We start from the raw sequence: 22,990 nt of genomic DNA on the forward strand, positions 1-22,990 counted from the left end.
GCGGTGCCCAGGACGCCCCGGGCGTCACCACGGTCCGCTCGACGACGCCACCAGTACCGGGCCCGACAAGCCCACCCCCGACGGCATGCCTACGCAACCCCGTGAGCAGCACCGACACCATCCACGATTCTGTGACGCGTGAAGAGTGGCTGGAGAAAAGGCTGTCTGAAGCGCCGGTCCTGACCGACGAGCGGGCAGACGAGATCCTGGAACTGACGGGGCTGAAGTGACAGAAGTGCAGAGAGGATGAGCCGCTACGCCGACCAGGTAGAACCTCCGGCCGGCAGAGCGCCGTCAGCTTGCCAGAGCCTGCCCTGCCCTTGACCATGCCGCGTATGACACGTTGCGAAGTGTGTGGCAATGACTATGACCTGGCCTTCACCGTGGAGACCCAGGACGGTTCCCGTCACGTATTCGATTCGTTCGCCTGCGCGATCCACCGCATGGCACCCATCTGCGAGCACTGCCGAGTCCAGATCATCGGCCAGGGAGTCGAGGCCGAGGGTCACTGGTACTGCGGCGCGCACTGCGCCCGCGCAGAGGGAAGGGTGGGCATCGTGGACAAGGTGGGAAGCGCGTACCGCTCCGCCTGATGGCAAAAGGGCCCCTCCCGTGCGTGAGGGGCCCTTTTGATTCGTTGTCAGGCGGCGTAGAACACCGGCTCTGTTCGTACAGCGTCGACCGGCCGCCTCGGCTTTTGGGCCGGCTGGATGACCACCGTTCTGAGCACTTTCCTGGCGATGATCCGCTGACGCTCGATCGACAGGTTCCCCCAGCCGCAGGCCAACCATCCGGCTTGCGCCTTCTCCTGATCCGGACACCGCCGCACGGGACATACGCGGGCTACACCCGTTCTGGGTAACTTGCCGATCTTCAGGCGACATGAAATGCCTGAAGAAGGGCTGTAACGCTCGCCGGGGACCCTGCCGGGCCGCCCTGGAAGAGGGAACGCCATGACGGGAGTGCACGAGGCCGCCGGGCGTGTGATCGCCGGGTGCCGGCGTCAACGGCCGGCGGGACTTGTCGCAATATAGGGACATTTCATAATACTGGGAACTTCCCGCAGGCTTTCCCCTCGCCCCGGAGGTCCCTCCCGGGCCCTCGAGGGGCGTTTATGTAGCTCTATTCCGGTAAGTCGATTTCGATCGGGTGTCTCTATCTCCGGCTCGGCATCATGTGTCACGAAGCGCCATCTGTCACGAACCGTTTGCCGCCCCATGTCCAGGTGACATGGTGGAGTAGCGACGGCCCCGTCGCATGACCGTCGTTGGGCCCGTAGAACTTGACATCGGCGGCAAGTCGACCGTCCCCTGTCGTCAAGGATCCTGCCTGGCGCTCCGGCGGCAAGGCCATGCGCCACAGGGTGAGGTGCCGACGCGGCGCGGGTGAGCGGGCGCCGGGCGAGTCGCCCGGCAGTCCCCCGTACGTCCGTCAGCGACCCCGGCCCCTCTGCGGCCCTCCGGGGTCACTTCTCCGAGGCCGGGGCCACGTCCCGCAGCAGCTGGCCGAACGCCGCCTCGTCGATCACCGGTGTCCCGAACTGTTTGGCCTTGGCCACCTTGGACGTGCTGGAGTCGGGATCGTTGGTGACGAGCAGGCTGGTCAGCCGGGACAGGCTCGTCGCGACATGCAGGCCGGCCTCGACGGCACGGTCCTCCAGCAGCTCGCGGTCGACGGACGTGTCCCCGGAGAACGCGACCCGCATACCCTGCTTGAGCGGTTTGCCCGCTTCATAGCGTCCTGGGTTGGGATAGGGGCATGCGGGGCGTTTGCGTGAAGGCCGCCAACTCCCGGACGGGTAGCCACCGGACGAGTAACCGCCGGAGGAGTAACCGCCGGAACCGGACTGCCGTCCGATGCGCGGCGCCGCGGGGCTCTCGGACCACTCCTTGAGCGGCCGGCACTCCAGGAGCGGCAGCCGGATCCCGTCCCGCGCGGCGGCCCGCAGGCTCGGCCGGAACGCCTCGGCCAGCACGCGCGCGTCGTCCAGCGCGTGGTGCGCCCGCTGCTGTACGACACCGAAGTGCGCGGCCAGCGACTCCAGCTTGTGGTTGGGCAGCGGCAGTCCCAGCTCCTTGGAGAGCGCGATGGTGCACAGCCGCTGACGCACCGGCGCCTCACGCTCCGCGCGCGCGTACTCCCGCGCGATCATCGACCAGTCGAAGACCGCGTTGTGCGCCACGAGCACCCGGTCGGCGAGCCGGTCGGCGAACTCCTCGGCGATGTCCTGGAAGAGCGGCGCGCCTTCGAGCACCTCGGTCGTCAGACCGTGGATCCAGACCGGGCCCGGGTCCCGCTCCGGGTTGACCATCGTGTACCAGTGGTCCTCGACCTCGCCGCGCGCGTCCAGCCGGTAGACGGCGGCCGAGATTATCCGGTCGTCGCGGGCAAGGCCGGTGGTCTCCACGTCGACGACCGCGTACCCCTGCGGATACGCGGCCGGCCAGGGGGCTGGTGACGATGCGGTCGTCAGGTCTTCGAGCATGGTCACTGAGGATACGGGCCCTGACTGACAGTCCGGCCCCCGCCTTCCCGGATCCGACGGACGGTCCGGCCCCCGGAGTTGACGCGGTCAGCGGGGGACAGAGGTGCCTTTTGTGGCGCGGGTCACCGGCTGGTCCGGCCCGGCGCACGCCCCCGGGCGCATGACTGACGCATGGCTATGGACCTTTCGACGGTGTCCTGCAAGCGTGCTCCGCGCCCCAGCAGGTAGCGCCTACGAAGGGCGGTACGGACATGGCACGAGTGAGGTACGGCGCACGGACCGAGGCGGAGATCGCCGCCGCGCGCACCGCGAGCGCCAAGCTCCCCGACATCTGGTCCACCGGTGTGGTGGCCGTCTGGGAGAGCGATCCGGACGCGGTCGCGGCCGTCCTGCCACCCCCGCTCAAACCCACCGGGCGGCCCCTGGTCCGGGTGAACATCAGCAAGGTCGACCTGCCGGGTTATCCGCTCGGCGCGGGTTCGTTCGCCGTCGCCGCGGCGCACGACGGCGTCGAGGGCTGGTACCCGCTGGTCATGCCGATGACCCACGAGCGGGCGCTCGTCGGCGGCCGCGAGGTCTTCGGGGAGCCCAAGAAGCTCGGCGAGGTGACCGTGGAACGCGACGGCCTCGTCGTACGGGCCGCACTCGCCCGGCACGGCATCGCCTTCGTCGAGGTGCGCGGCGCGGTGAGCGGTGACCTGCCGCTGCCCGAGCCCGCCCAGAAGACCGACTTCTACTTCAAGTTCCTTCCCGCGGTGGACGGTTCGGGCTTCGACGTCGACCCCGTGCTCGTGCACTGCGTGCGCAACGAGAAGGTGCGCAGGCTGGAGCGCGTCACCGGGGACGTCGTGCTGCGCGAGTCGATGTACGACCCGGTCGCCGACCTCCCCGTACGCGAACTGGTCGAGATCACCCTCGGCGAGAAGACCACCGACCAGACGGGCAGGGTGGTGGAACGTGTCAGCGCCCAGGCCCTGTTGCCGTACATCCATCAGCGCTACGACGATCCGCGGCAGATCCTCGACGGGCCGCCGGAAGGGAGCGTCTGATGGAGCTCGGAGCGGGGCAGGTCGCCGTGGTCACCGGCGCGGCGAGCGGTATCGGGCTCGCGATGGCGCGCCGGTTCGCGGCGGACGGTCTGAAGGTGGTCCTCGCGGACGTCGAGGAGGGCGCCCTGGAGAAGGCCGCCGCCACGCTGCGGGAGAACGGGGCGGATGTGCACGCGCGCGTGGTGGACGTCTCGGAGCGCGAACAGCTCGACGCGCTCGCCGCCGAGACGTACGAGAAGTACGGCGCCGTACACGTCCTGTGCAACAACGCCGGGGTCGGCTCCGGCGCCGAGGGCCGCATGTGGGAGCACGATCCGAACGACTGGAAGTGGGCCTTCGCCGTCAACGTCTGGGGTGTCTTCCACGGCGTCCAGGCCTTCGTACCGCGCATGATCGCCGGGGGAGAGCCGGGCCACGTCGTCAACACCTCGTCCGGCGACGGCGGGATCGCCCCGCTGCCGACCGCCTCCGTGTACGCCGTCACCAAGGCGGCCGTCGTGACGATGACCGAGTCCCTGTACGCGCATCTCAAGGCCGAGCACGCGCGCGTGGGGGCGTCCGTGCTCTTCCCCGGGCCCCACATGCTCCGTACCGGCCTGTGGGAGTCGCACCGCAACCGGCCCGAGCGCTACGCGAAACAGCGCCCCAGGAAGACCCCGTACCGCAGCCTCGACCAGTGGGAGGCCGCGATGAAGGAGGCGGGGCAGGAGGTGCGGTTCACGCCGGTGGAGGAGGTCGCCGACCTGGTGGCGGACGGCATCAGGGAGGGCCGGTTCTGGCTGCTGCCCGCGAGCGAGCACAGCGACCGGCAGATCCGGGCGAGGTCGCAGTCGATGCTCGACCGGGCCGACCCGTCGTACCTAGAGCACTTCATTCTGGACTGAGGAGGCGGGCGATGACCGACCGGGACCCCTATCTGATCATCTCCTCCGACTGCCATGCCGGGCTCCCCACCGAGGAGTACCGGCCCTACCTGGACTCCCGTTTCCACCGGGACTTCGACGAGTTCCTCGCGGGCCAGGGCCGGCGCCGCGAGGAGATGACCCGGCTCGGCATCCGCAACGAGGCGTTCGCGGACCGGTGGTTCCAGGACAACGAGGAGGGGCTGCGCGGCGGCTGGGACACCGCGCAGCGCCTCAAGGAGCTGGACGGCGACGGCGTGGCCGGGGAGGTGGTCTTCCCGGACGCCGACGCCGTGGACAGCCGCACGGCGGCCCCCTTCGGCGTGGGCCTCGGCCTCTCCGGCGACCACGACCCGCGGCTCGGCATGGCGGGCGCGCAGGCCCACAACCGCTGGCTGGCGGAGTTCGTCGGGGAGAACCCCGAACGGCACTGCGGGGTCGCCCTGTTGCCGATCACGGCGTCCCCCGACGCGGTCGTCGCCGAGGTGTACCGCGCCAAGGAGTCGGGACTCGGCGCCCTGATGATCCCCGCCATGTGGGTCGACAAGGAGCCGTACCACGACCGCCGTTACGACCCCGTGTGGGCGGCCGCCGCCGAGTGCGCGATGCCGGTGGTCACGCACTCGGGCGCGGCGCCGCGCCACGAGTACGGCGACCACCTGGGGATCTACGTCTGCGAAGTCACCTGGTGGCCCGCGCGCCCCTTGTGGTTCCTGCTCTGGTCGGGCGTCTTCGAACGCCACCCGGGGCTGAGGTTCGGGGTCGCCGAGTCGGGCTGCTGGTGGCTGCCGAACCTCCTCTGGTTCATGGACCGCCTCTACCTGGGCGCGCACGGCGGCAAGAAACTGTCGCCCTTCGCGGAGCTGAAGCGGCCCCCGCACGAGTACCTCGACCGGCAGCTCTTCATCTGCGCGACGAACACCAAGCGCCGCGAACTCGCCCAGCGCTACGAGATCGGCGTCGACAACATCCTGTGGGGCAGCGACTTCCCGCACCCCGAGGGAACCTGGCCCGACACGCGCGCGTGGCTGCGGCGCACCTTCCACGACATCCCGGTCGCGGAGACCCGCCGCATGCTCGGCCTCGCGGCCGCCGAGGTCTTCGGCTTCGACGTCGAGCGGCTGACCCCGCTCGCCCGGCGCATCGGCCCGACCCCGGCCGACCTCGGCCAGAGCGACGACCAGGCGGCCGTGGAGGCGTCCTGGGCACGCTCACGCGAGGTGGGCCGCCACTGGCTGACCGACCACGACTTCCCGGTCCTGGGGACGACACCGTGAACGCCCCCACGAACGACCCCGTGACCGACCGGTACACCGTGATCTCGGCGGACTGCCACGCCGGAGCCGACCTGCTGGACTACCGGCCCTACTTGGCGAAGGAACACCACGAGGCCTTCGACGCGTGGGCGGCCGGCTACGTCAACCCGTACGAGGACCTGCTCGCCGACACCGCCGACAAGAACTGGAACTCCGCACGGCGCCTGGCGGAGCTGGAGGAGGACGGCATCGTCGCGGAGGTGGTGTTCCCCAACACCATCCCGCCCTTCTTCCCCTCGGCCGCCCTGATGGCACCGGCCCCCACCGCCGAGGAGTTCGCACGGCGCTGGGCGGGCCTGCGCGCCCACAACCGCTGGCTCGCGGACTTCTGCGCGGCCGCGCCGGGCCGCCGCGCGGGCGTCTTCCAGATCCTCCTGAACGACGTGGCGGAGGCGGTGAAGGAGATCAGGTGGGCCTCCCGGGCGGGCCTCGCGGGCGGCCTGCTGCTTCCGGGCACCCCACCGGGCTCGGGACTGCCCGAGCTGTACTCGTCGACGTACGACCCCATCTGGGCGGTCTGCGAGGAACTGGGCGTCCCCGTGAACCACCACGCGGGCTCGGCGTCCCCTCCCCTCGGCGACGAACCGGCGGCCCGTGCGGTCTTCATGGTCGAGACGACCTGGTTCTCCCACCGCGCGCTCTGGCACCTCATCTTCGGCGGCGCCTTCCGCCGCCATCCCGGCCTGAAGCTGGTGCTGACCGAGCAGGGCTCGGGCTGGATCCCTGGGGTGCTCGACATGCTGGACTACTACCACGGGAGGCTGTCGGCGGCGGCGGAGAGGACGAAGCGGTCGACGGCGGAGTCGAAGTTCGGCGCGGGACTCGCCGAGTCGATGGGCAAGGGCCCCTCGGACGTCTGGCGGGACAACTGCTTCGTCGGCGCGAGCTTCATGCGCCCGCACGAGGTGCCGCTGCGCGCGCGGATCGGCGTCGACAAGATCATGTGGGGCAGCGACTACCCGCACGACGAGGGCACCTACCCCTACTCCAGGGAGGGCCTGCGCTGCGCGTACGCCGGTGTGCCGCGCGAGGAGGTCGCCGCGATGGTCGGCGGGAACGCCGCCCGGGTGTACGGCTTCGACCTCGACGCCCTGGATCCCCTCGCGGCGAAGGCGGGACCGACCGTGGCGGAACTGGCCGAACCGCTCACGCGGCCCCCGGCGGACGCGACGAGCCCCGTGTTCGCCCGGGGAGCGTCGGTACGGGTCTGGTGACGCCCGGGGTGCGATCCTCCCCGTGTGACGCAACCCACGCACGACGAGGCCCACGAAGGCACCCTCGGCTCCCGCCTCAACTGGCTGCGGGCCGCGGTGCTGGGCGCCAACGACGGCATCGTTTCCACCGCGGGCCTCGTCGTCGGCGTGGCAGGTGCCACGGACGACCGCTCCGCGCTGCTCACGGCGGGCCTGGCCGGGCTGCTGGCCGGGTCCATGTCGATGGCGGCGGGCGAGTACGTCTCGGTCTCCACCCAACTGGACTCCGAGAAGGCCGCCCTGGCGCTGGAGCGACGCGAACTGCGCGAAGAGCCGGATGCCGAACTCGAGGAGCTGACCGAACTCCTGGAGCAGCGCGGCCTGACCCGCGAGGTGGCCCACGAGGCGGCGCAGCAGCTCACCGAACGCGACGCCCTGAGGGCCCACGCACGCGTGGAACTCGGCATCGACCCCGACGACCTCACCAACCCCTGGCACGCGGCCTGGGCGAGCTTCCTCTCCTTCACCGTGGGCGCCCTCCTTCCCCTCCTCGCCATCGTCCTGCCACCGGCGGCCTGGCGCCTGGGCGTCACCGTGCTCTCGGTACTGGCCGCCCTGGTCCTCACCGGCTGGCTGAGCGCCCGCCTGGGCTCGGCTAACCCGGGCCGCGCGGTTCTGCGGAACGTGGGCGGGGGTGCGCTGGCGATGGGGGTCACGTATGCGGCGGGGGTGCTGCTGGGGGCGGCGGGGGTGTGACGAGCGCCGAGCGGACATCCGACGAGCATCGGTCCGGACCTGTCGGCGTCCTTGGCGGAGATCACCAATAAGCAAGCGCGTACCCCCGGTAATACTTGTGGGTAACAACGTCTAGCCGTGGCCGAGCTGCGGTTCTACGGTGCACCCATGCCGAACCTGCCCGATGTCGTGCTGTGGTCGATACCCGCCTTTGTGCTGCTCACCGTGATCGAGATGGTGAGCGTCCGGATCCATCCGGACGACGATGCCGCGGGGTACGAGACGAAGGACGCCGCGACGAGCGTCGGCATGGGGCTCGGGAGTCTCGTCTTCGACTTCCTGTGGAAGATCCCGATCGTCGCGATCTACACGGCGATCTACGAACTGACGCCGCTGCGGGTGCCCGTCCTGTGGTGGACCGTTCCGCTGATGCTGCTGGGGCAGGACTTCTTCTACTACTGGTCGCACCGCGGCCACCACGTCATCCGCGTCCTGTGGGCCTGCCACGTGGTCCACCACTCCAGCCGGAAGTTCAACCTCACCACCGCGCTGCGCCAGCCCTGGACGACCTGGACGGTCTGGCCCTTCTACGTGCCGCTGATCGCCCTCGGTGTGCACCCCGCCGCGCTGGCGTTCTGTTCGTCGGCGAACCTCGTCTACCAGTTCTGGATTCACACGGAGCGGATAGACAAGATGCCCCGTTGGTTCGAGTTCGTGTTCAACACGCCCTCCCACCACCGGGTCCACCACGCCTCCCAGGGCGGCTACCTGGACCGCAACTTCGGCGGGATCCTCATCGTCTGGGACCGGCTCTTCGGGTCCTTCGTCCCCGAGACCGAGCGCCCCGTCTACGGGCTCACCAAGAACATCGCCACGTACAACCCCCTGCGCGTCGCCACCCACGAGTACGCCGCCATCGCCAGGGACCTGAAGGCGGCGACCGGCTGGCGAGAGCGGGCGGGGCGGGTCTTTTGCGGGCCCGGCTGGCAGCCGACGCCGAAGTCCGCAGGGAGCAAGCCGGTCACGGAGCCCGTCGCGTGAGCCCACGGCACGCGCGCGTGCTGCTCGTCTCCTTCGGCGTGGCCGCTGCCGTGGACCTCGTTTCCCTGGCCGTCGGGTTCACCCCGGGGCACCTGGTCGCCAAGCCGCTTCTGATGCCCCTGCTCGCCGCCCACGCGGTCGTACGCGGCGGACCGAGGCTCCTGGTGGCCGCCCTGCTCTGCGGCTGGGGCGGCGACGTACTGCTGCTGTCCGACGCCGACCCGGCCTTCCTCGTGGGGATGGCCTCCTTCGCGGCCGGTCACGTCTGCTACCTCCTGCTCTTCAGAAGGCCGGATTCGCCGCATCGCTCTCCACACGTGCGTGGGCCGTCCGCCTGGCTCGTCGGCGTGTACGTCCTCGCCCTCGTCGCCACCGTCACCCTCCTGTGGCCCGATCTGCCCGCCGGCCTCCGTATCCCCGTCGCCGGCTACAGCCTGCTGCTGACCGCGATGGCGGCCGCAAGCACCCGGCTCGGGCCCGTCGCGGGTGCGGGCGGTGCGCTCTTCCTGCTGTCCGACACGCTCATCGCCACCGGCGTCGCCGACTGGCCGCAGCTCCCGAGGCCGGACTTCTGGATCATGCTGACCTATGCCGCCGCCCAGTTCCTGCTGGTCAGCGGAGTCCAGGGCACCCTTGGCGCGCATACGGCGGCGAGGGCGGCGTACGGTGAGGTGCGCTCAACCACCCCCTGAGCGCATCTCACCCAGCCGATCAGCCGAGAAGGATCCTCGTCATGCGCGCCACCACCATCCACGCCCCGTACGACATGCGTGTGGAGGACGTCCCCGAGCCCCTGGTGCAACTGCCCACCGACGCGGTCGTGCGGGTGCTGCGGTCCTGCATCTGCGGCAGCGACCTGTGGGCCTACCGGGGTGAGGCGGCGCGGCAGGCGGGGCAGCGGATCGGGCACGAGTTCCTCGGCATCGTCGAGGAGACCGGCTCCGAGGTGACCGGCGTGCGCCGCGGCGACCTGGTCGTCGCCCCGTTCATGTGGTCGGACGGCGTCTGCGACTACTGCCGCGAGGGCCTCACCACCTCCTGCGAGCACGGCGGCTTCTGGGGCGCGGTCGGCTACGACGGCGGTCAGGGCGAGGCCGTACGCGTCCCCTTCGCCGACGGCACCCTCGTACAGCTGCCCAAGGAGGCGGCCTCCGACGACCACCTGCTGTCGGCCCTGCTGACGCTCTCCGACGTCATGGGCACCGGGCACCACGCGGCCCTCGGCGCGGGAGCCCGCAAGGGCGCCACCGTCGCGGTCGTCGGGGACGGCGCCGTCGGACTGTGCGCCGTGCTGGCCGCCAAGCGGCTCGGCGCCGAGCGGATCATCGCGCTCGGACGCCACCAGGCACGTACGGACATCGCGCGCGCCTTCGGCGCCACGGACGTCGTCGCCGAACGCGGCGAGGCGGCCGTCGAGGCCGTCCGCGAGCTGACCCGCGGCCAGGGCGCGCACGCCGTCGTGGAGGCGGTCGGCACCGAGCAGTCCATGCGGACGGCCGTGAACATCACCCGCGACGGCGGCGCCGTCGGCTTCGTCGGCGTGCCGCACGGCAGTGGCACGGGCCTCGACCTGGGCGTGATGTTCGACCGCAACATCGCGCTGCGCGGCGGTGTGGCGCCGGTGCGGGCGTACATCCCGGAGCTGCTGCCCGACATCCTGGACGGCACCATCGACCCGTCGCCCGTCTTCGACATGACCGTCGGTCTGGAAGGCGTGCCCGAGGGCTACAAGGCGATGGACGAGCGCACGGCCCTCAAGGTGCTCGTCACCAACGGCTCATGACCACCTGATCGGCAGCGGCAGCGCCGTCAGCAGCCCCGACACCGCCACGACCAGGCCCAGTGCCACCACCTCCGCGCGAGCGGGCACACAGGCACTGAGCCGGTCGGCGGCCCGGCGCAGCCTCAGCCGCGCGAGCAGTGCCAGCACGGCGACGGCGACCACCAGCACCAGCTTGGCGAGCAGGGTGCGCCCGTACGACGTCGCCGTCAGCTGGTCCAGGACCGTGCCGGGCGGCATCCGGCGCAGCGCGCTCCACACGCCCGTCGCGGTGAGCGCCGCGAACAGGACGGCGGCCACGCGCGCGTAGAGGCCCAGAAGCGCCGCGCCGGCCGCGTCCGCCGAAACCGCCGTCCCGGCCGCGTCCGCCGAAACCGCCGTCCCGGCCGTCTCCGCCGAAACCGCCGTCCCGGCCGTCTCCGCCGAAACCGCCGTCCCGGCCGTCTCCGCCGAAACCGCCGTCCCGGCCGTCTCCGGCGTCTCCGCAGCCTCCGCCTTCGAAGAGGCGCGCCAGGTGCGCAGCATCCGCAGCACATGCAGCAGGCCGCCCGTCCACAGGGCCGCGCAGGTCACGTGAACGAGCGTCAGACCGGAGCCGACGAGTGGGCCGTGCTCCGGCGCCGGGTGGGCGCGCAGTGCCTCCGCGAGGGCCACCGCGGCCAGCGGCCACGCCTGGGCGGCCGGTCTCCGTGAGAGGGCGCAGAGCCCGGTGGCCAGGAACGCGTTCACCTCCAGGAGCGCGAGCTTTCCGTCCCGGGTCTGGTAGAGCCCGCCGACATCCATGTCGGAGAGGTGGTGCGGCAGCAGATTGCCGGTGGCCACCACCGAGGCGAGCCCCAGCGCGGCGACGAACCCGGCCACCGCGGCGTAGGGCGCCCAGCTGCGGGGCGCGTACTCCAGTGGCGCGCCCGGCACCCGGCGGGCCAGCCGGGCCGCGAACAGTTCGCCCGCGGGGACGCACAGCGCCGCGAACAAGACCGCGCGCAGCAGGGCGATGCCGCCGACGCCGGGGGCGGCCGCCTCGCCGGTGCCGTCCAGCGCGGGGCGCGGGCCGAGCAGCGGGATCAGGGCGGCCACGGTCACCAGGACGAGCAGGGCGGCGGCGTGTCCGGCCGCGGGGCGACGCGCCGGACCACTCGCGCCCGCTGTCTCGGCTGTCGGTCGTATCAAGGTCACCCCAGGATCTTCACCAGTCGGCACAGAACCGGGCAAGTGCAGGGAAACAAGCGGTGGTTAGGCATTCCGCCCATAGATACGTTTCCGGCCGACCTCTCGCTCACGCCCGACGGGCGCGGTCGTCTCCCGAAGTGACCCGGGGGTTCAGGCCCACCGGGCGGGGTCCGTCCCCCAACGTCCCGGCGGCCGTGCCCAGTCGGGGGGCCCGCCGGCGAAGGAGACGGGCGTCCGTGCGTACCGGAGCCTGCCCAGGTCGCTGTCGGTCTCGGCGAGCCAGGGGCCCGGTTCGTACGAGGCGTCGGCGGGCTCCTCGTCCCGGTGCGCCGGCCCGTCCACCAGCCACGCGGCCGTCCGTGCGAGCGCCAGCCGGACGAGCCGCGTCCCGCCCTCACGGGTCTGCTCGGTGAGCGACCGGAGCACCGCGGCGGCCAGCAGATACCCCGTGCCGTGGTCGAGGGCCTGCGCGGGCAGCGCGCCCGGCCGCTGCGCGGACCCCTCGATCTCCGCGATCCCGGTGGCGACCTGCACCAGGCTGTCGAAGCCCCGCCGCCCCGACCACGGCCCGTAGTCGCCCCACGCCGACAACTGCGCCACCACCAGACCGGGCCGCCGCTCGGCCAGTGCCTGCGGGGAGAGCCCGAACCGGTCCAGTGCGCCGGGCCGGTACCCGGTGACGACGACATCGGCCTCGGCGAGCAGCTCCTCGAAGACCGTGTGATCCCCGCGCGCCGCCAGGTCGAGCGTGGCGGAACGCTTCCCGAAGTCCATGTCGGCGTGCTGGTCGTCGATTTCGGGCAGGCGCGGGCTGTCGATCCGCAGGACGTCCGCGCCGAGGAGGGCGAGCGTGCGGGTGGCCACCGGGCCCGCGATGACCCGGGTGAGGTCCAGCACGCGTACGCCCGCGGCGGGCAGCAGCGGATCCCCGGCGAGCGGGGCGAGCGGTCGTAGGGGTGCCGTGTCCAGTCGCTCGCGGGCCACCAGCGGGTGTGCGGCGATCGCCCGCCCCTGTGGGTGCGCCGCCCACCGACCGGGCGCGCGCAGGGCGATCGCGAGCCCGCCGGCCGCGTACACCGTCTCCTCCACCTCGATGGCCGGTCGCTCGGCGAACATCTCGGCGAGCATCTCGGTGAGGGAGCCCCGGTCCTCCGGTACTCCCAGCGCGCCCAGCAGCCGCTTTTGGTGGTGCGGATAGTTCGCGTGGGTGCGGACCCAGCCGTCAGCCGTCCGCCAGAACCGTGACAGCGGGGCGAAGTTGACCGGCTCACCCCCGTCGACGCGAAGGTGCCGCTCACTGTGGAAGGCGGTGGCGACAGCCCCGTCGTCGACCCGCACCTCGGGCACCCTCCCTCCGGTGCGGCCGGCGGTCAGCTCGGCCCCGGCGAGGGCGCATACCGCGACACACGCCCGGGCCATCCCGCGCACCGGCAGCCGGGAGGGCAGCACGTCCTCCCGGGCGACAGCCGAGATCCGTGAGACGAGTGCGGGGTCGCCGCCCAGAGCCGCCCACGCGAAGTCCGTATGAGTCATGACGGCACTATGCCGGGTGTACTGGATCAACATGGCGGGAGGGGCCGGGGTGCGTGCCCGGCCCCTCCCGCTCACAGGGCTACTTCGTGACCGCCTTCAACGCGTTGACGGTGCCCCAGCCGTAGAACCCGTTGTGGTTCTTCGTGCCCTCGCACACCGCGTCGACCTTGCCGTCGCCGTCGATGTCGTACGGGTCGGTGCACGGTGTGGCGTCGGCCTCCGCGTACAGCAGCGCCTTCACCAGGGCGGCGGAGGCGTGCGGGTGGGTCGACTTGATGAGGGCGGCGACACCGGCGACGTGCGGGGACGCCATCGACGTGCCGGCCATGTACCCCCACGTGCCGCCGGGCAGCGGGCCGAGGATCAGGCCGCTGGTGGCGGGCGGGGCCGGGGCCTGGTAGCGCGTCGAGTCGCCGCCGGGCGCGGCGACGTCGATGACGCCCAGGCCCTGGTTGGAGAAGGACGACTTGATGCCCTTGGCACCCGTCGCGGCCACGGTGACCACACCCGGCAGCTGGGTGGGGATGTCGTAGCACTTGGAGGGGTCGATCACGCGGTCCGAGGGTGTGCCGTCGTTCGGGGACACCGGGTCGGTGATCGAGTCGGCTGCCAGGTCGTAGTTCTCGTTGCCCGCCGCGGCGACGTTGACGGTGCCCTTGTGCTCCGCGTACCGCGAGGCGCGGGTGATCGCGTCGACCAGGGCCTTCTGGTCCGGATCGTCCTTGCAGTTGAAGTACCAGGGGTCGGTGTAATAGCTGTTGTTGGTCACGTCGACGTGGTGCTCGGCGGCCCACACGAAACCGCAGACGACGGCCTCGGTGTAGAAGTAGCCGGCCGTCGTGGCCACCTTGATGCCGGCGACCTTCACGCCGGGTGCGACTCCGGTGATGCCGACGCCGTTCTTGGCGCCCGCGATCTCGCCCGCGACATGCGTGCCGTGCGGGCTCTCCGCGGCGGTCGGCCGCCAGGCCCCGTCGGTGGTGTCTGGCTTGCCCGTCACACAGTTGACCGAGGCGTCGCGGTTGAAGTTCGGCGCGATGTCGGGGTGCGTGTCGTCGACACCGGTGTCGATCACGGCGACCGTCACCTTGCTGCTGCCGAGGGTCTTCTCGTGCGCCTTGTCCGCCTTGATGGCGGGCAGGTCCCACTGGAGGGACTCCAGCGGGTCCTGCCCGGCGGCGGCCTCGGCGCTCGCGGCCCGCTCCTGCGCCGCGGTGAGCACCTGGGGCGCGCCCATGTCGGCGGTCGACTGCGCGGGCAGCGGGGCGTTGCGCGTGTTGCCGGCCGACTGCACGCCGCGTACGCCGCGGATCGTCCTGGCGAAGTCGGCGTTCGAGGAGTGCACGACGATCACGCCGATCTGGTCGTACGACGTCACGATCGTGCCGCCCGCCTTGGTGATTGCCTTCTTCACGGAGGCTGAAGGGCCGTGCCCGGGGCGGACGTTGACGACATAGCTCAGGGCGGTCGCGTCCGCCGTCGCCGCCGTGGCGGTCTGCGCGGCGGGGCTGTCGGTGTCGGCCGCCGAGGCGCTGATGTTCGGCAGGAAGGCGAGGGCCGTCGCCGTGGCCATCCCGAGCGGGAGGGCTATGGCGCGACGGGAGCGCTTGCGAGGCGCGGTCATGGAGTCTCCAGTTCATTCGCGGTACGAGCGGTACGAGCCGTGCGGAAGCTCATGTGACGTCCGGCCGGACTTACTTGACCGCGCGCAGGGCGTTGACGATCCCGGCTCCGTAGAAGCCGTTCACGTGCTTGCCGCCCACGCAGGTGGCGTCCACGACGCCGTCGCCGTCCCCGTCGTACGGGGCGGTCGGGCAACCGGGGTTGTCCGCTTCGGCCTTGAGGAGCGCCTGGAGCTGGGCCGGCGAGGCCCAGGGGTACTTGGACTTCAGCAGCGCGGCCACGCCCGCGACGTGCGGCGTGGCCATCGACGTGCCCTGCAGGAAGCCGTACTGGTTGTTCGGCATCGTCGAAAGAATGCGGCCGTTCTTCGACGGCGTGTCCGGGATCTGGAACTTGTCGCCGCCCGGCGCGGCGACATCGATGACGCCCTTGCCGTAACTGGAGAAGTACGACTTGGCACCGGTGACACCGGTCGAGGCGACCGTGACGACGCCCGGCAGCTGGGTCGGTACGTCGAAGCACTTGTGCGGGTCGACCGTGCGGGTCACAGGGGTCGAGTCGTCGGGGCTGGAGGCGTCGGCGAGGGCGCTCGAGTCGAGGTCGTCGTTGGAGTTGCCCGCCGCGGCGACGTTGAGGGTGCCCTTCTTCTGGGCGTACAGCTGGGCCCGGTTGACGGCGTCGACGATGGCCCGCTGGTCGGGGTCGTCGAGGCAGTTGTAGAGCCACGGGTCCACGTAGTAGCTGTTGTTGGTTATCTCCACGCCGTGGTCGGCGGCGAAGACGAAGGCGCAGACGACGCTCTCCGGATAGAAGAGCTGGCTCGCGTCCGGCTCGGCCACGGTGATGCCCGAGACCTTCACGCCGGGTGCGACGCCCGCGACACCGATGCCGTTGCGGGCGGCGGCGATCTCCCCCGCGACATGGGTGCCGTGGTAGTGGTCGGCGTCCACGGGGCGCCACGCGCCGTACGTGGTGTCCGGCTTGCCGCCCACGCAGTTCGCGGACTGCGAGGGAGAGAAGTTCGGGGCGATGTCCGGGTGGGTGTCGTCGACGCCGACGTCGATCACGGCGACCGTCACGCTCTTGCTGCCCGGGTTGATCTTCGCGGCCTTGTCGGCGCCGATCGCGCGCAGGTCCCACTGGTCGGCTTCCAGGGGCTCCTCACCCGAGGCGGCGGTCCTGGAGACCTTGGCGGCCTCGGTGGCGGACAGCATCTGCGCCGCGCCCTCGTCCGTCGTCCCCGCGGCCGTCAGCGGCGCGGTCCGGGTCGCTCCCGCCGACTGCACCCCGCGTACGCCGCGGATCCGCTTGCCGAAGTCCGGGTCGGCCGAATGGACGACGATCACGCCGATCTTCTCGTAGGCGATGACGATGGTGCCGCCCGCCGCGGTGATCGCCTTCTCCACCGACTCGATCGTGCGGTGGTCCGTCCTGGTGTTGACCACGTACGCGAGGTCGGGGCCGTCCGCGCTCGGCGTGGCGGACGCGGTCAGCGGGGCGGCCGACGCTGCACCCGGCAGGAAGCCGAGCGAGGCGGTGAGGGACAGGACGACCGGCACCGCGAGGGCGAGGCGACGTCTGGAACGCAGATGAGCCATGGGATCTCCACATCATCCGGAAACGAAAGCCGCCCGAACACAGGTGGTGCTCGGGCAGGTGCGTGATGGTGCTGAGGCTGGTGCGGGTGGCACTTCGGCAGGTGCATGACGAGTGCTGCAGGCCGAAGCTATCTCCCGTCCCAGCTGGCCAGCAATGACTTCCGGAGATGACTTCCGAAAGAAGTCGGGGGAGTTGAACCGGTCCACGCGTGGCGCCGTGACCTTGAGCAGGGAGCCCGAGGACGATCGAGCCCCCTGTCGGATCACGCACCGGAGCGCATCCGTCGCTCCTGGTTACGTGATCCAGGTCACTGTGAGGTCGCAACCGTATGTCCGCACCCCAGCCGCCCCCGTCCGCGAGCACCGACTCGCCCCCGTCCACCGTCGTAACCGCACCCGCAACGCGAGGAGACTTCGTGGCCACCGACGCACCGCCCCCATCGAAAGCCGATCCCCGGCTGCCCTCGACCGAGCAGTTCGTCGAGGTTCAGGAGAGCGCCGAGTTCGCCGAACTGCGCCGCTCGCACCGCTCCTTCGCCTTCCCGCTGACCGTCGCCTTCATCGCCTGGTACCTGCTGTACGTCCTGCTCTCGAACTACGCGGGCGACTTCATGGGCACCCAGGTGGTCGGCAACATCAACGTCGCCCTGGTCCTGGGGCTCGCCCAGTTCCTCACCACGTTCCTCATCGCCTGGTGGTACTCGCGGTACGCCGCCGCGAAGCTCGACCCCAAGGGCGAGGCGATCAAGTCCCGGCTGGAGGGCGACGCATGAGCCCCGTACAGACGACCGTGCTCGCCGCCGGTGAGGCCGGCCAGCACCGGCCGCTGATCATCACCCTCTTCGCGGTGTTCGTCGCCGCGACCCTCGTCATCACCGTCTGGGCGGGCCGCCAGACCAAGGACGCCGCCGACTTCTACGCGGGCGGCCGACAGTTCACCGCCTTCCAGAACGGCCTGGCCGTCTCCGGCGACTACATGTCCGCGGCCTCGTTCCTCGGCATCGCGGGCGCGATCGCCCTCTTCGGGTACGACGGTTTCCTCTACTCCATCGGCTTCCTGGTCGCCTGGCTGGTGGCCCTCCTTCTTGTCGCCGAACCGCTGCGCAACTCCGGCCGCTACACCATGGGCGACGTACTGGCGTACCGGATGCGCCAGCGCCCGGTCCGTACGGCCGCGGGCACCTCCACCATCGTCGTGTCGATCTTCTACCTGCTGGCCCAGATGGCCGGCGCGGGCGTCCTGGTCTCGCTGCTCCTCGGCATCACCAGCGACGGCGGCAAGATCGGCATCGTCGCCCTCGTCGGCGTCCTGATGATCGTGTACGTCACCATCGGCGGCATGAAAGGCACCACCTGGGTCCAGATGGTCAAGGCCGTCCTGCTGATCATCGGCGCCCTGCTGCTCACCTTCCTGGTGCTGCTGAAGTTCAACTTCAACATCTCCGACCTGCTCGGCAAGGCGGCCGACAACAGCGGCAAGGGCGCGCCCTTCCTGGAGCCCGGCCTCAAGTACGGCGCCACGTCCACCACCAAGCTGGACTTCATCTCCCTGGGCATGGCGCTGGTCCTGGGCACCGCGGGCCTGCCGCACATCCTCATCCGCTTCTACACCGTGCCCACGGCGAAGACCGCGCGGAAGTCGGTGAACTGGGCGATCGGCCTCATCGGCGCCTTCTACCTGATGACCCTCGCCCTCGGCTTCGGCGCCGCCGCGCTGATCAAACCCGACGAGATCATCGCCTCCAACAAGGCGGGCAACACCGCCGCGCCGCTCCTGGCACTGCACCTGGGAGGCGTCGACTCCAACTGGGGCGCCATCCTGCTCGCCTCGATCTCCGCCGTCGCCTTCGCCACGATCCTCGCGGTCGTCGCCGGCCTGACCCTGGCCTCGTCCTCCTCCTTCGCGCACGACATCTACGCGAACGTCATCAAGAGGGGGCAGGCCACGGAGAAACAGGAGATGACCGCCGCCCGCTACGCGACGGTGGGCATCGGTGCCGTGTCCATCCTGCTGGGCGCCCTCGCCCGCGACCTGAACGTCGCGGGGCTGGTCGCGCTCGCCTTCGCGGTCGCCGCCTCCGCCAACCTGCCGACGATCCTCTACAGCCTCTTCTGGAAGCGGTTCACCACCCAGGGCGCGCTGTGGTCGATCTACGGCGGTCTGGTCACGGCGGTCGGCCTGGTGCTGTTCTCGCCGGTGGTCTCGGGCAAGCCCACCTCGATGTTCCCCGGCGTCGACTTCCACTGGTTCCCGCTGGAGAACCCGGGCCTCATCTCGATCCCGGTCGGCTTCCTGCTGGGCTGGCTCGGCACGCTCCTGTCCAAGGAGGAGCCGGACGCCGGCAAGTACGCCGAGCTGGAGGTACGGTCCCTGACGGGCACCGGAGCACACTGATCCCGCTCGCCGACGGCCGCGTCGTAGACCTCTACGACGCGGCCGCGCCGCGTCTTGTGGGATCCGGCCGGGGTCGATGTCAGCCGTGTCACGTAGGCTCGATCGTGTCAGGAGAAGTGATCCGCAACGAGGGAGGGGGCCCACGTGCTCATCGACACCTATGGCCGAGTGGCCACCGACCTGCGCGTCTCACTGACGGACAGGTGCAATCTCCGGTGTACGTACTGCATGCCCGAGGAGGGCCTGCAGTGGCTGGCCAAGCCGGACCTGCTCACGGACGACGAGATCGTCCGTCTCATCGGGATAGCGGTCACCCGCCTCGGCATCACCGAGGTCCGCTTCACCGGCGGCGAGCCCCTGCTGCGTCCCGGCATCGTGGGCATCGTGGAGCGGGTCGCCGCTCTCGAACCCCGCCCCCAGACGTCCCTGACGACCAATGGCATCGGCCTCAAGCGCACCGCCGCCGCCCTGAAGGCCGCGGGTCTGGACCGGGTGAACGTCTCGCTGGACACCCTGCGCCCCGAGGTCTTCAAGGCCCTCACCCGCCGTGACCGCCACCAGGACGTCATCGCGGGTCTCGAAGCCGCCCGCGACGCCGGCCTGACCCCCGTCAAGGTCAACTGCGTCCTGATGCCGGGCCTCAATGACGACGAGGCCCCCGACCTCCTGGCCTGGGCGGTGGAGCACGACTACGAACTGCGCTTCATCGAGCAGATGCCCCTGGACGCCCAGCACGGCTGGAAGCGCGAGGGCATGGTCACCGCGGGCGACATCCTCGCCTCGCTGCGTACGCGCTTCGCGCTCACCGAGGAGGGCGTCGACGAGCGGGGTTCCGCCCCGGCCGAGCGCTGGCTCGTGGACGGCGGCCCGCACCGCGTCGGCGTGATCGCCTCGGTCACCCGCCCGTTCTGTGCGGCCTGCGACCGTACGCGCCTCACGGCCGACGGCCAGATACGCAACTGCCTGTTCGCCACCGAGGAGACCGACCTGCGCACCGCCCTCCGCTCGGACGCCCCCGACGAGGAGATCGCCCGCGTCTGGCGCCTCGCGATGTGGGGCAAGAAGGCGGGCTCGGGCCTGGACGACCCGTCGTTCCTCCAGCCGGCCAGACCGATGTCGTCGATCGGCGGCTAGTGCCGCGGCAGGCAACGTTTGCCCGTCAAGGAGCGGCGTCCGGTGCGTGCTCTCGGCGTGCCGGCGGGAAGTCCTCGTACTGGACGTACTTGGGCTTTCGGCCCGTGCGGCGAGAGTGCGTGCCGGGCGTCGCGACGGGGCGAACGTTGCCTGTTGCGGCACTAGTAACCCCGTCGAGGTAGGCGCCCCTTCAGGGGCGCGGGGAACCGCGCGACCAGCCACAACCGGTCCGTAACCGGCGGACTGCCTTTCCGGGACGCGAGTTCAGGCCCCTGGCTCCTCCCAGTCCTCCAGCCGCACCACGTCCTTCAAGAAGCCCCGCACACCGAGGAACTTGGACAGGTGCTCGCGATGCTCCTCGCAGGCGAGCCACGTCTTGCGCCGCTCGGGCGTGTGCAGCTTCGGGTTGTTCCAGGCGAGCACCCACACGGCATCGGTGCGGCAGCCCTTGGCGGAGCACTGCGGAGTGCTGGGGGCCGGGGACATGTCGGGGAGCGGGAAAGTCACGCCTCAACCCTAAACGGCCCCGAAAAGGCGACGCCGAGCAGCCACGGGGGGAGCTGCCCGGCGTCGGTCTGTCGCTCCGACGGGGGATGCGGAGCGCGTACGAAGTATGTCACGGGTAGCCCGCTGCCCGGCACCGGAACAACATGATTGATCTGAGCTTTTCTTGAGCTTGGTGCGCGATCGGATTCCGTTTTCGGCGGATCCCCCGTGGTCAGGTGAGGGTCGAGTCGGGCTCGGCCCGCTCGTGCGGTCCGCCTCCCGGACGCACCCCGGGGTCGGTCACGACGTCCTCCGGGACGAATTCCGCGGAGGCGTCCGGGCGTGGCGGCGCGATCATCGCGGGGCCCGGCAGAGTGACGAACGTCGACGGCAGCGACGGCGCGTTCTCCCGTCCGGCGTTGGCGATCACCACGGCGACGTAGGGGAGGACTATGCCGAGCACCAGTGCGACGATCGCGACGTGCCGCTCCACGTTCCAGAGGGTCGCGGCGAGGATCACGGAGACCGTGCGGACGGACATCGAGATGACATAGCGGCGCTGCCTGCCGCGGACGTCCTCGTCGAGCCCCTGCCTGGCCCCGGTGATCCGGAAGACCTGGCTTTTGCTCTGCTTCCGCATCACGTTCCACCACCTGCCCTGTGTCGGACTCTCCCCGGCCCGTACCCGGTCCGAACCCGGTCTGGGAAGCAGGCCCGAACACGTCCCACGTTACGCCGCGGCTCCGCCGCCTTCGAGACCGGGGCGGGTCCGGCCTGGGTGGACATGATGCGCCGTACCGCGTATGGCCGCGCCCGACATGCGCCGTATGGCGCACACGCCGAGACTGGGCGTAATGCTCACGTAGAGCCGTACTAGGAGGCAGACATGGGCTGGTTGTGGGCGATCATCGTGGGCTTCGTGCTGGGGCTGCTGGCCAAGGCGATCCTTCCGGGCAAGCAGCACAGCCCACTCTGGCTGACCACCATCTTCGGCATCCTCGGAGCCATCGTCGGCAACGCCATCGCCCGGGCGGTCGGCGTCGCCGAGACCCGGGGCATCGACTGGAGCCGCCACGCCTTCCAGCTCGTGGCCGCGATCATCATCGTCTTCCTCGGCGACATGGCCTACATGGCGCTGCGGGGCAACAAGCAAAGAGCCTGACGAACAGGCGCGAAGCCCGATGACGAGGTACGACGAGGGGGCGGTCTCCCGTACGGGAAACCGCCCCCTCGTCGTGTCCAGGCCTCAGCGACTCGTGTCTAGGCCTCTGTGACCTCCACCGCCGCCAGGTTCTTCTTGCCCCGGCGCAGCACCAGCCAGCGCCCGTGCAGCAGGTCCTCCTTGGCGGGGACCGCGTCCTCGGTGGTGACCTTGACGTTGTTCACGTAGGCACCGCCCTCCTTGACCGTGCGGCGCGCGGCCGACTTGCTGGCCACCAGGCCGACCTCCGCGAAGAGGTCCACCACCGGGCCGAGCTCGGCGACCTGGATGTGCGGCACCTCGGAGAGCGCCGCGGCCAGCGTCCTCCCGTCGAGCTCGGTCAGCTCGCCCTGGCCGAAGAGAGCCTTGGACGCGGCGATCACCGCGGCCGTCTGGTCGGCGCCGTGCACCAGCGTCGTCAGCTCCTCGGCCAGCGCACGCTGGGCGGCGCGGGCCTGGGGGCGCTCCTCGGTCTGCTTCTCCAGCTCCTCGATCTCCTCGTGGGACCTGAAGCTGAAGATGCGCAGGAACTTGGAGACGTCCCGGTCGTCCGCGTTCAGCCAGAACTGGTAGAACGCGTACGGCGTGGTCATCTCGGGATCCAGCCAGACCGTGCCGGACTCCGTCTTGCCGAACTTGGTGCCGTCCGCCTTGGTGATCAGCGGGGTGCCGAGCGCGTGCACCACGGCCTCCGGCTGGACCCGGTGGATCAGGTCGGTGCCCGAGGTGAGGTTGCCCCACTGGTCGCTGCCGCCGGTCTGGAGCGTGCAACCGTACCTCCGGTACAGCTCCAGGAAGTCCATGCCCTGCAGGATCTGGTAGCTGAACTCGGTGTAGCTGATGCCCGCGTCGGAGTTGAGCCGCCGGGAGACGGCCTCCTTCGCGATCATCTTGTTGACCCGGAAGTGCTTGCCCACGTCACGCAGGAACTCGATGGCCGACAGGCCCTGGGTCCAGTCCAGGTTGTTGACCATCACCGCGGCGTTCGGACCCTCGAAGTCCAGCAGCGGTGCGATCTGCGCGCGCAGCCGCCCGACCCACTCGGCGACGACCTCGGGCGAGTTCAGCGTGCGCTCGGAGTTCGGCTTCGGGTCACCGATCAGGCCGGTGGCACCGCCGACCAGGCCCAGCGGGCGGTTGCCCGCCTGCTGGATCCGGCGCATCGTGAGGATCTGCACGAGGTTGCCGAGATGCAGACTGGGCGCGGTCGGGTCGAAGCCGCAATAGAACGTGACGGGACCGTCCGCGAACGCCTTGCGCAATGCGTCCTCGTCAGTGGAGAGGGCGATCAGCCCACGCCACTTCAGTTCGTCGACGATGTCCGTCACGGTTCTCGTATCTCCTTGAGT

General features: G+C 70.7%; 22 protein-coding genes. 14 read left to right on the top strand and 8 right to left on the bottom strand.

All coding sequences use genetic code 11. The annotated features are described in order from the left end of the window. Nucleotides 1–101 precede the first annotated feature (101 nt). Both ABZ656_RS09795 and ABZ656_RS09800 read left to right on the top strand, forming a co-directional pair. Entirely contained in the window at nt 102–230 is a 129-nt protein-coding gene (locus ABZ656_RS09795) for a hypothetical protein (RefSeq protein ID WP_360266257.1), read from the top strand. 105 nt (nt 231–335) lie between these two features. Then, nucleotides 336–593: a hypothetical protein gene (locus tag ABZ656_RS09800; RefSeq protein WP_101405916.1), complete on the top strand. Its 258-nt coding sequence runs from the start codon at nt 336–338 to the stop codon at nt 591–593. 872 nt (nt 594–1,465) lie between these two features. Here the strand turns inward: ABZ656_RS09800 and ABZ656_RS09805 are convergent. Beyond that, entirely contained in the window at nt 1,466–2,485 is a 1,020-nt protein-coding gene (locus ABZ656_RS09805) for a DEDDh family exonuclease (RefSeq protein WP_360266260.1), read from the bottom strand. 251 nt (nt 2,486–2,736) lie between these two features. Here ABZ656_RS09805 and ABZ656_RS09810 point away from each other — a divergent pair, with 251 nt between their 5' ends. The 8 genes from ABZ656_RS09810 to ABZ656_RS09845 all read left to right on the top strand — a co-directional run bounded on the left by ABZ656_RS09810 (nt 2,737) and on the right by ABZ656_RS09845 (nt 10,504). After that, the gene (locus ABZ656_RS09810; protein ID WP_360266263.1) at nt 2,737–3,534 is read left to right on the top strand and encodes an acetoacetate decarboxylase family protein; all 798 of its coding nucleotides are present in this window, start codon (nt 2,737–2,739) and stop codon (nt 3,532–3,534) included. Next, nucleotides 3,534–4,418 carry an SDR family NAD(P)-dependent oxidoreductase gene (locus tag ABZ656_RS09815; RefSeq protein ID WP_101405918.1) on the top strand — a complete coding sequence of 295 codons (885 nt, stop codon included), beginning with the start codon at nt 3,534–3,536 and terminating at the stop codon, nt 4,416–4,418. Before ABZ656_RS09810 ends, ABZ656_RS09815 begins: the two co-directional genes overlap by 1 nt. 11 nt (nt 4,419–4,429) lie before the next feature. Then, on the top strand, nt 4,430–5,713 hold the full coding sequence (locus ABZ656_RS09820; protein WP_360266266.1) for an amidohydrolase family protein: 1,284 nt from the start codon (nt 4,430–4,432) through the stop codon (nt 5,711–5,713). A gap of 20 nt (nt 5,714–5,733) precedes the next feature. Further along, entirely contained in the window at nt 5,734–6,966 is a 1,233-nt protein-coding gene (locus ABZ656_RS09825; RefSeq protein ID WP_360266318.1) for an amidohydrolase family protein, read from the top strand. A 24-nt stretch (nt 6,967–6,990) separates the two neighbouring features. Next, entirely contained in the window at nt 6,991–7,701 is a 711-nt protein-coding gene (locus ABZ656_RS09830; protein WP_101405920.1) for a VIT family protein, read from the top strand. Between the two features lie 147 nt (nt 7,702–7,848). After that, on the top strand, nt 7,849–8,721 hold the full coding sequence (locus ABZ656_RS09835) for a sterol desaturase family protein (RefSeq protein WP_101408232.1): 873 nt from the start codon (nt 7,849–7,851) through the stop codon (nt 8,719–8,721). Next, nucleotides 8,718–9,413 carry a lysoplasmalogenase gene (locus tag ABZ656_RS09840; RefSeq protein WP_101405921.1) on the top strand — a complete coding sequence of 232 codons (696 nt, stop codon included), beginning with the start codon at nt 8,718–8,720 and terminating at the stop codon, nt 9,411–9,413. Before ABZ656_RS09835 ends, ABZ656_RS09840 begins: the two co-directional genes overlap by 4 nt. Before the next feature lie 41 nt (nt 9,414–9,454). Continuing rightward, nucleotides 9,455–10,504, top strand: a complete 1,050-nt coding sequence (locus ABZ656_RS09845; protein WP_360266271.1) for a zinc-dependent alcohol dehydrogenase family protein — start codon at nt 9,455–9,457, stop codon at nt 10,502–10,504. Here ABZ656_RS09845 and ABZ656_RS09850 read toward each other — a convergent pair. The 4 genes from ABZ656_RS09850 to ABZ656_RS09865 form a co-directional block, all read right to left on the bottom strand. Beyond that, nucleotides 10,499–11,677 (bottom strand): CopD family protein, encoded by a 1,179-nt coding sequence (locus tag ABZ656_RS09850; RefSeq protein ID WP_360266274.1) that lies wholly within the window; start codon nt 11,675–11,677, stop codon nt 10,499–10,501. The genes ABZ656_RS09845 and ABZ656_RS09850 overlap by 6 nt on opposite strands. Before the next feature lie 144 nt (nt 11,678–11,821). After that, the gene (locus ABZ656_RS09855) at nt 11,822–13,204 is read right to left on the bottom strand and encodes a CoA transferase (RefSeq protein WP_360266277.1); all 1,383 of its coding nucleotides are present in this window, start codon (nt 13,202–13,204) and stop codon (nt 11,822–11,824) included. A 79-nt stretch (nt 13,205–13,283) separates the two neighbouring features. Further along, nucleotides 13,284–14,828, bottom strand: a complete 1,545-nt coding sequence (locus tag ABZ656_RS09860; RefSeq protein WP_360266280.1) for a S8 family serine peptidase — start codon at nt 14,826–14,828, stop codon at nt 13,284–13,286. Between the two features lie 70 nt (nt 14,829–14,898). After that, nucleotides 14,899–16,425 (bottom strand): S8 family serine peptidase, encoded by a 1,527-nt coding sequence (locus ABZ656_RS09865; RefSeq protein ID WP_360266283.1) that lies wholly within the window; start codon nt 16,423–16,425, stop codon nt 14,899–14,901. 416 nt (nt 16,426–16,841) lie between these two features. Here ABZ656_RS09865 and ABZ656_RS09870 point away from each other — a divergent pair, with 416 nt between their 5' ends. The 3 genes from ABZ656_RS09870 to moaA all read left to right on the top strand — a co-directional run bounded on the left by ABZ656_RS09870 (nt 16,842) and on the right by moaA (nt 19,954). Further along, on the top strand, nt 16,842–17,198 hold the full coding sequence (locus ABZ656_RS09870; protein ID WP_054232238.1) for a DUF485 domain-containing protein: 357 nt from the start codon (nt 16,842–16,844) through the stop codon (nt 17,196–17,198). After that, nucleotides 17,195–18,820 (top strand): cation acetate symporter, encoded by a 1,626-nt coding sequence (locus tag ABZ656_RS09875; RefSeq protein WP_360266286.1) that lies wholly within the window; start codon nt 17,195–17,197, stop codon nt 18,818–18,820. Before ABZ656_RS09870 ends, ABZ656_RS09875 begins: the two co-directional genes overlap by 4 nt. Nucleotides 18,821–18,964: 144 nt before the next feature. After that, complete coding sequence (moaA, locus tag ABZ656_RS09880; protein ID WP_101405927.1) at nt 18,965–19,954, top strand: GTP 3',8-cyclase MoaA; 990 nt, start codon at nt 18,965–18,967, stop codon at nt 19,952–19,954. Nucleotides 19,955–20,218: 264 nt separating this feature from the next. Here the strand turns inward: moaA and ABZ656_RS09885 are convergent, their stop codons facing one another. Both ABZ656_RS09885 and ABZ656_RS09890 read right to left on the bottom strand, forming a co-directional pair. Next, entirely contained in the window at nt 20,219–20,440 is a 222-nt protein-coding gene (locus tag ABZ656_RS09885; protein WP_101405928.1) for a hypothetical protein, read from the bottom strand. Nucleotides 20,441–20,672: 232 nt separating this feature from the next. Then, the gene (locus ABZ656_RS09890; RefSeq protein ID WP_101405929.1) at nt 20,673–21,080 is read right to left on the bottom strand and encodes a DUF3099 domain-containing protein; all 408 of its coding nucleotides are present in this window, start codon (nt 21,078–21,080) and stop codon (nt 20,673–20,675) included. Between the two features lie 246 nt (nt 21,081–21,326). On the opposite strand from ABZ656_RS09890, the gene ABZ656_RS09895 reads away from it, so the two are divergent. Beyond that, nucleotides 21,327–21,602 (top strand): GlsB/YeaQ/YmgE family stress response membrane protein, encoded by a 276-nt coding sequence (locus tag ABZ656_RS09895; protein ID WP_067364569.1) that lies wholly within the window; start codon nt 21,327–21,329, stop codon nt 21,600–21,602. Nucleotides 21,603–21,700: 98 nt separating this feature from the next. On the opposite strand, the gene tyrS is transcribed toward ABZ656_RS09895, so the two are convergent. After that, the gene (gene tyrS / locus ABZ656_RS09900) at nt 21,701–22,969 is read right to left on the bottom strand and encodes a tyrosine--tRNA ligase (RefSeq protein WP_101405930.1); all 1,269 of its coding nucleotides are present in this window, start codon (nt 22,967–22,969) and stop codon (nt 21,701–21,703) included. Nucleotides 22,970–22,990 lie beyond the last annotated feature (21 nt).

The organism is Streptomyces sp. NPDC007095, from assembly GCF_040634475.1.
GTDB lineage: Bacteria > Actinomycetota > Actinomycetes > Streptomycetales > Streptomycetaceae > Streptomyces.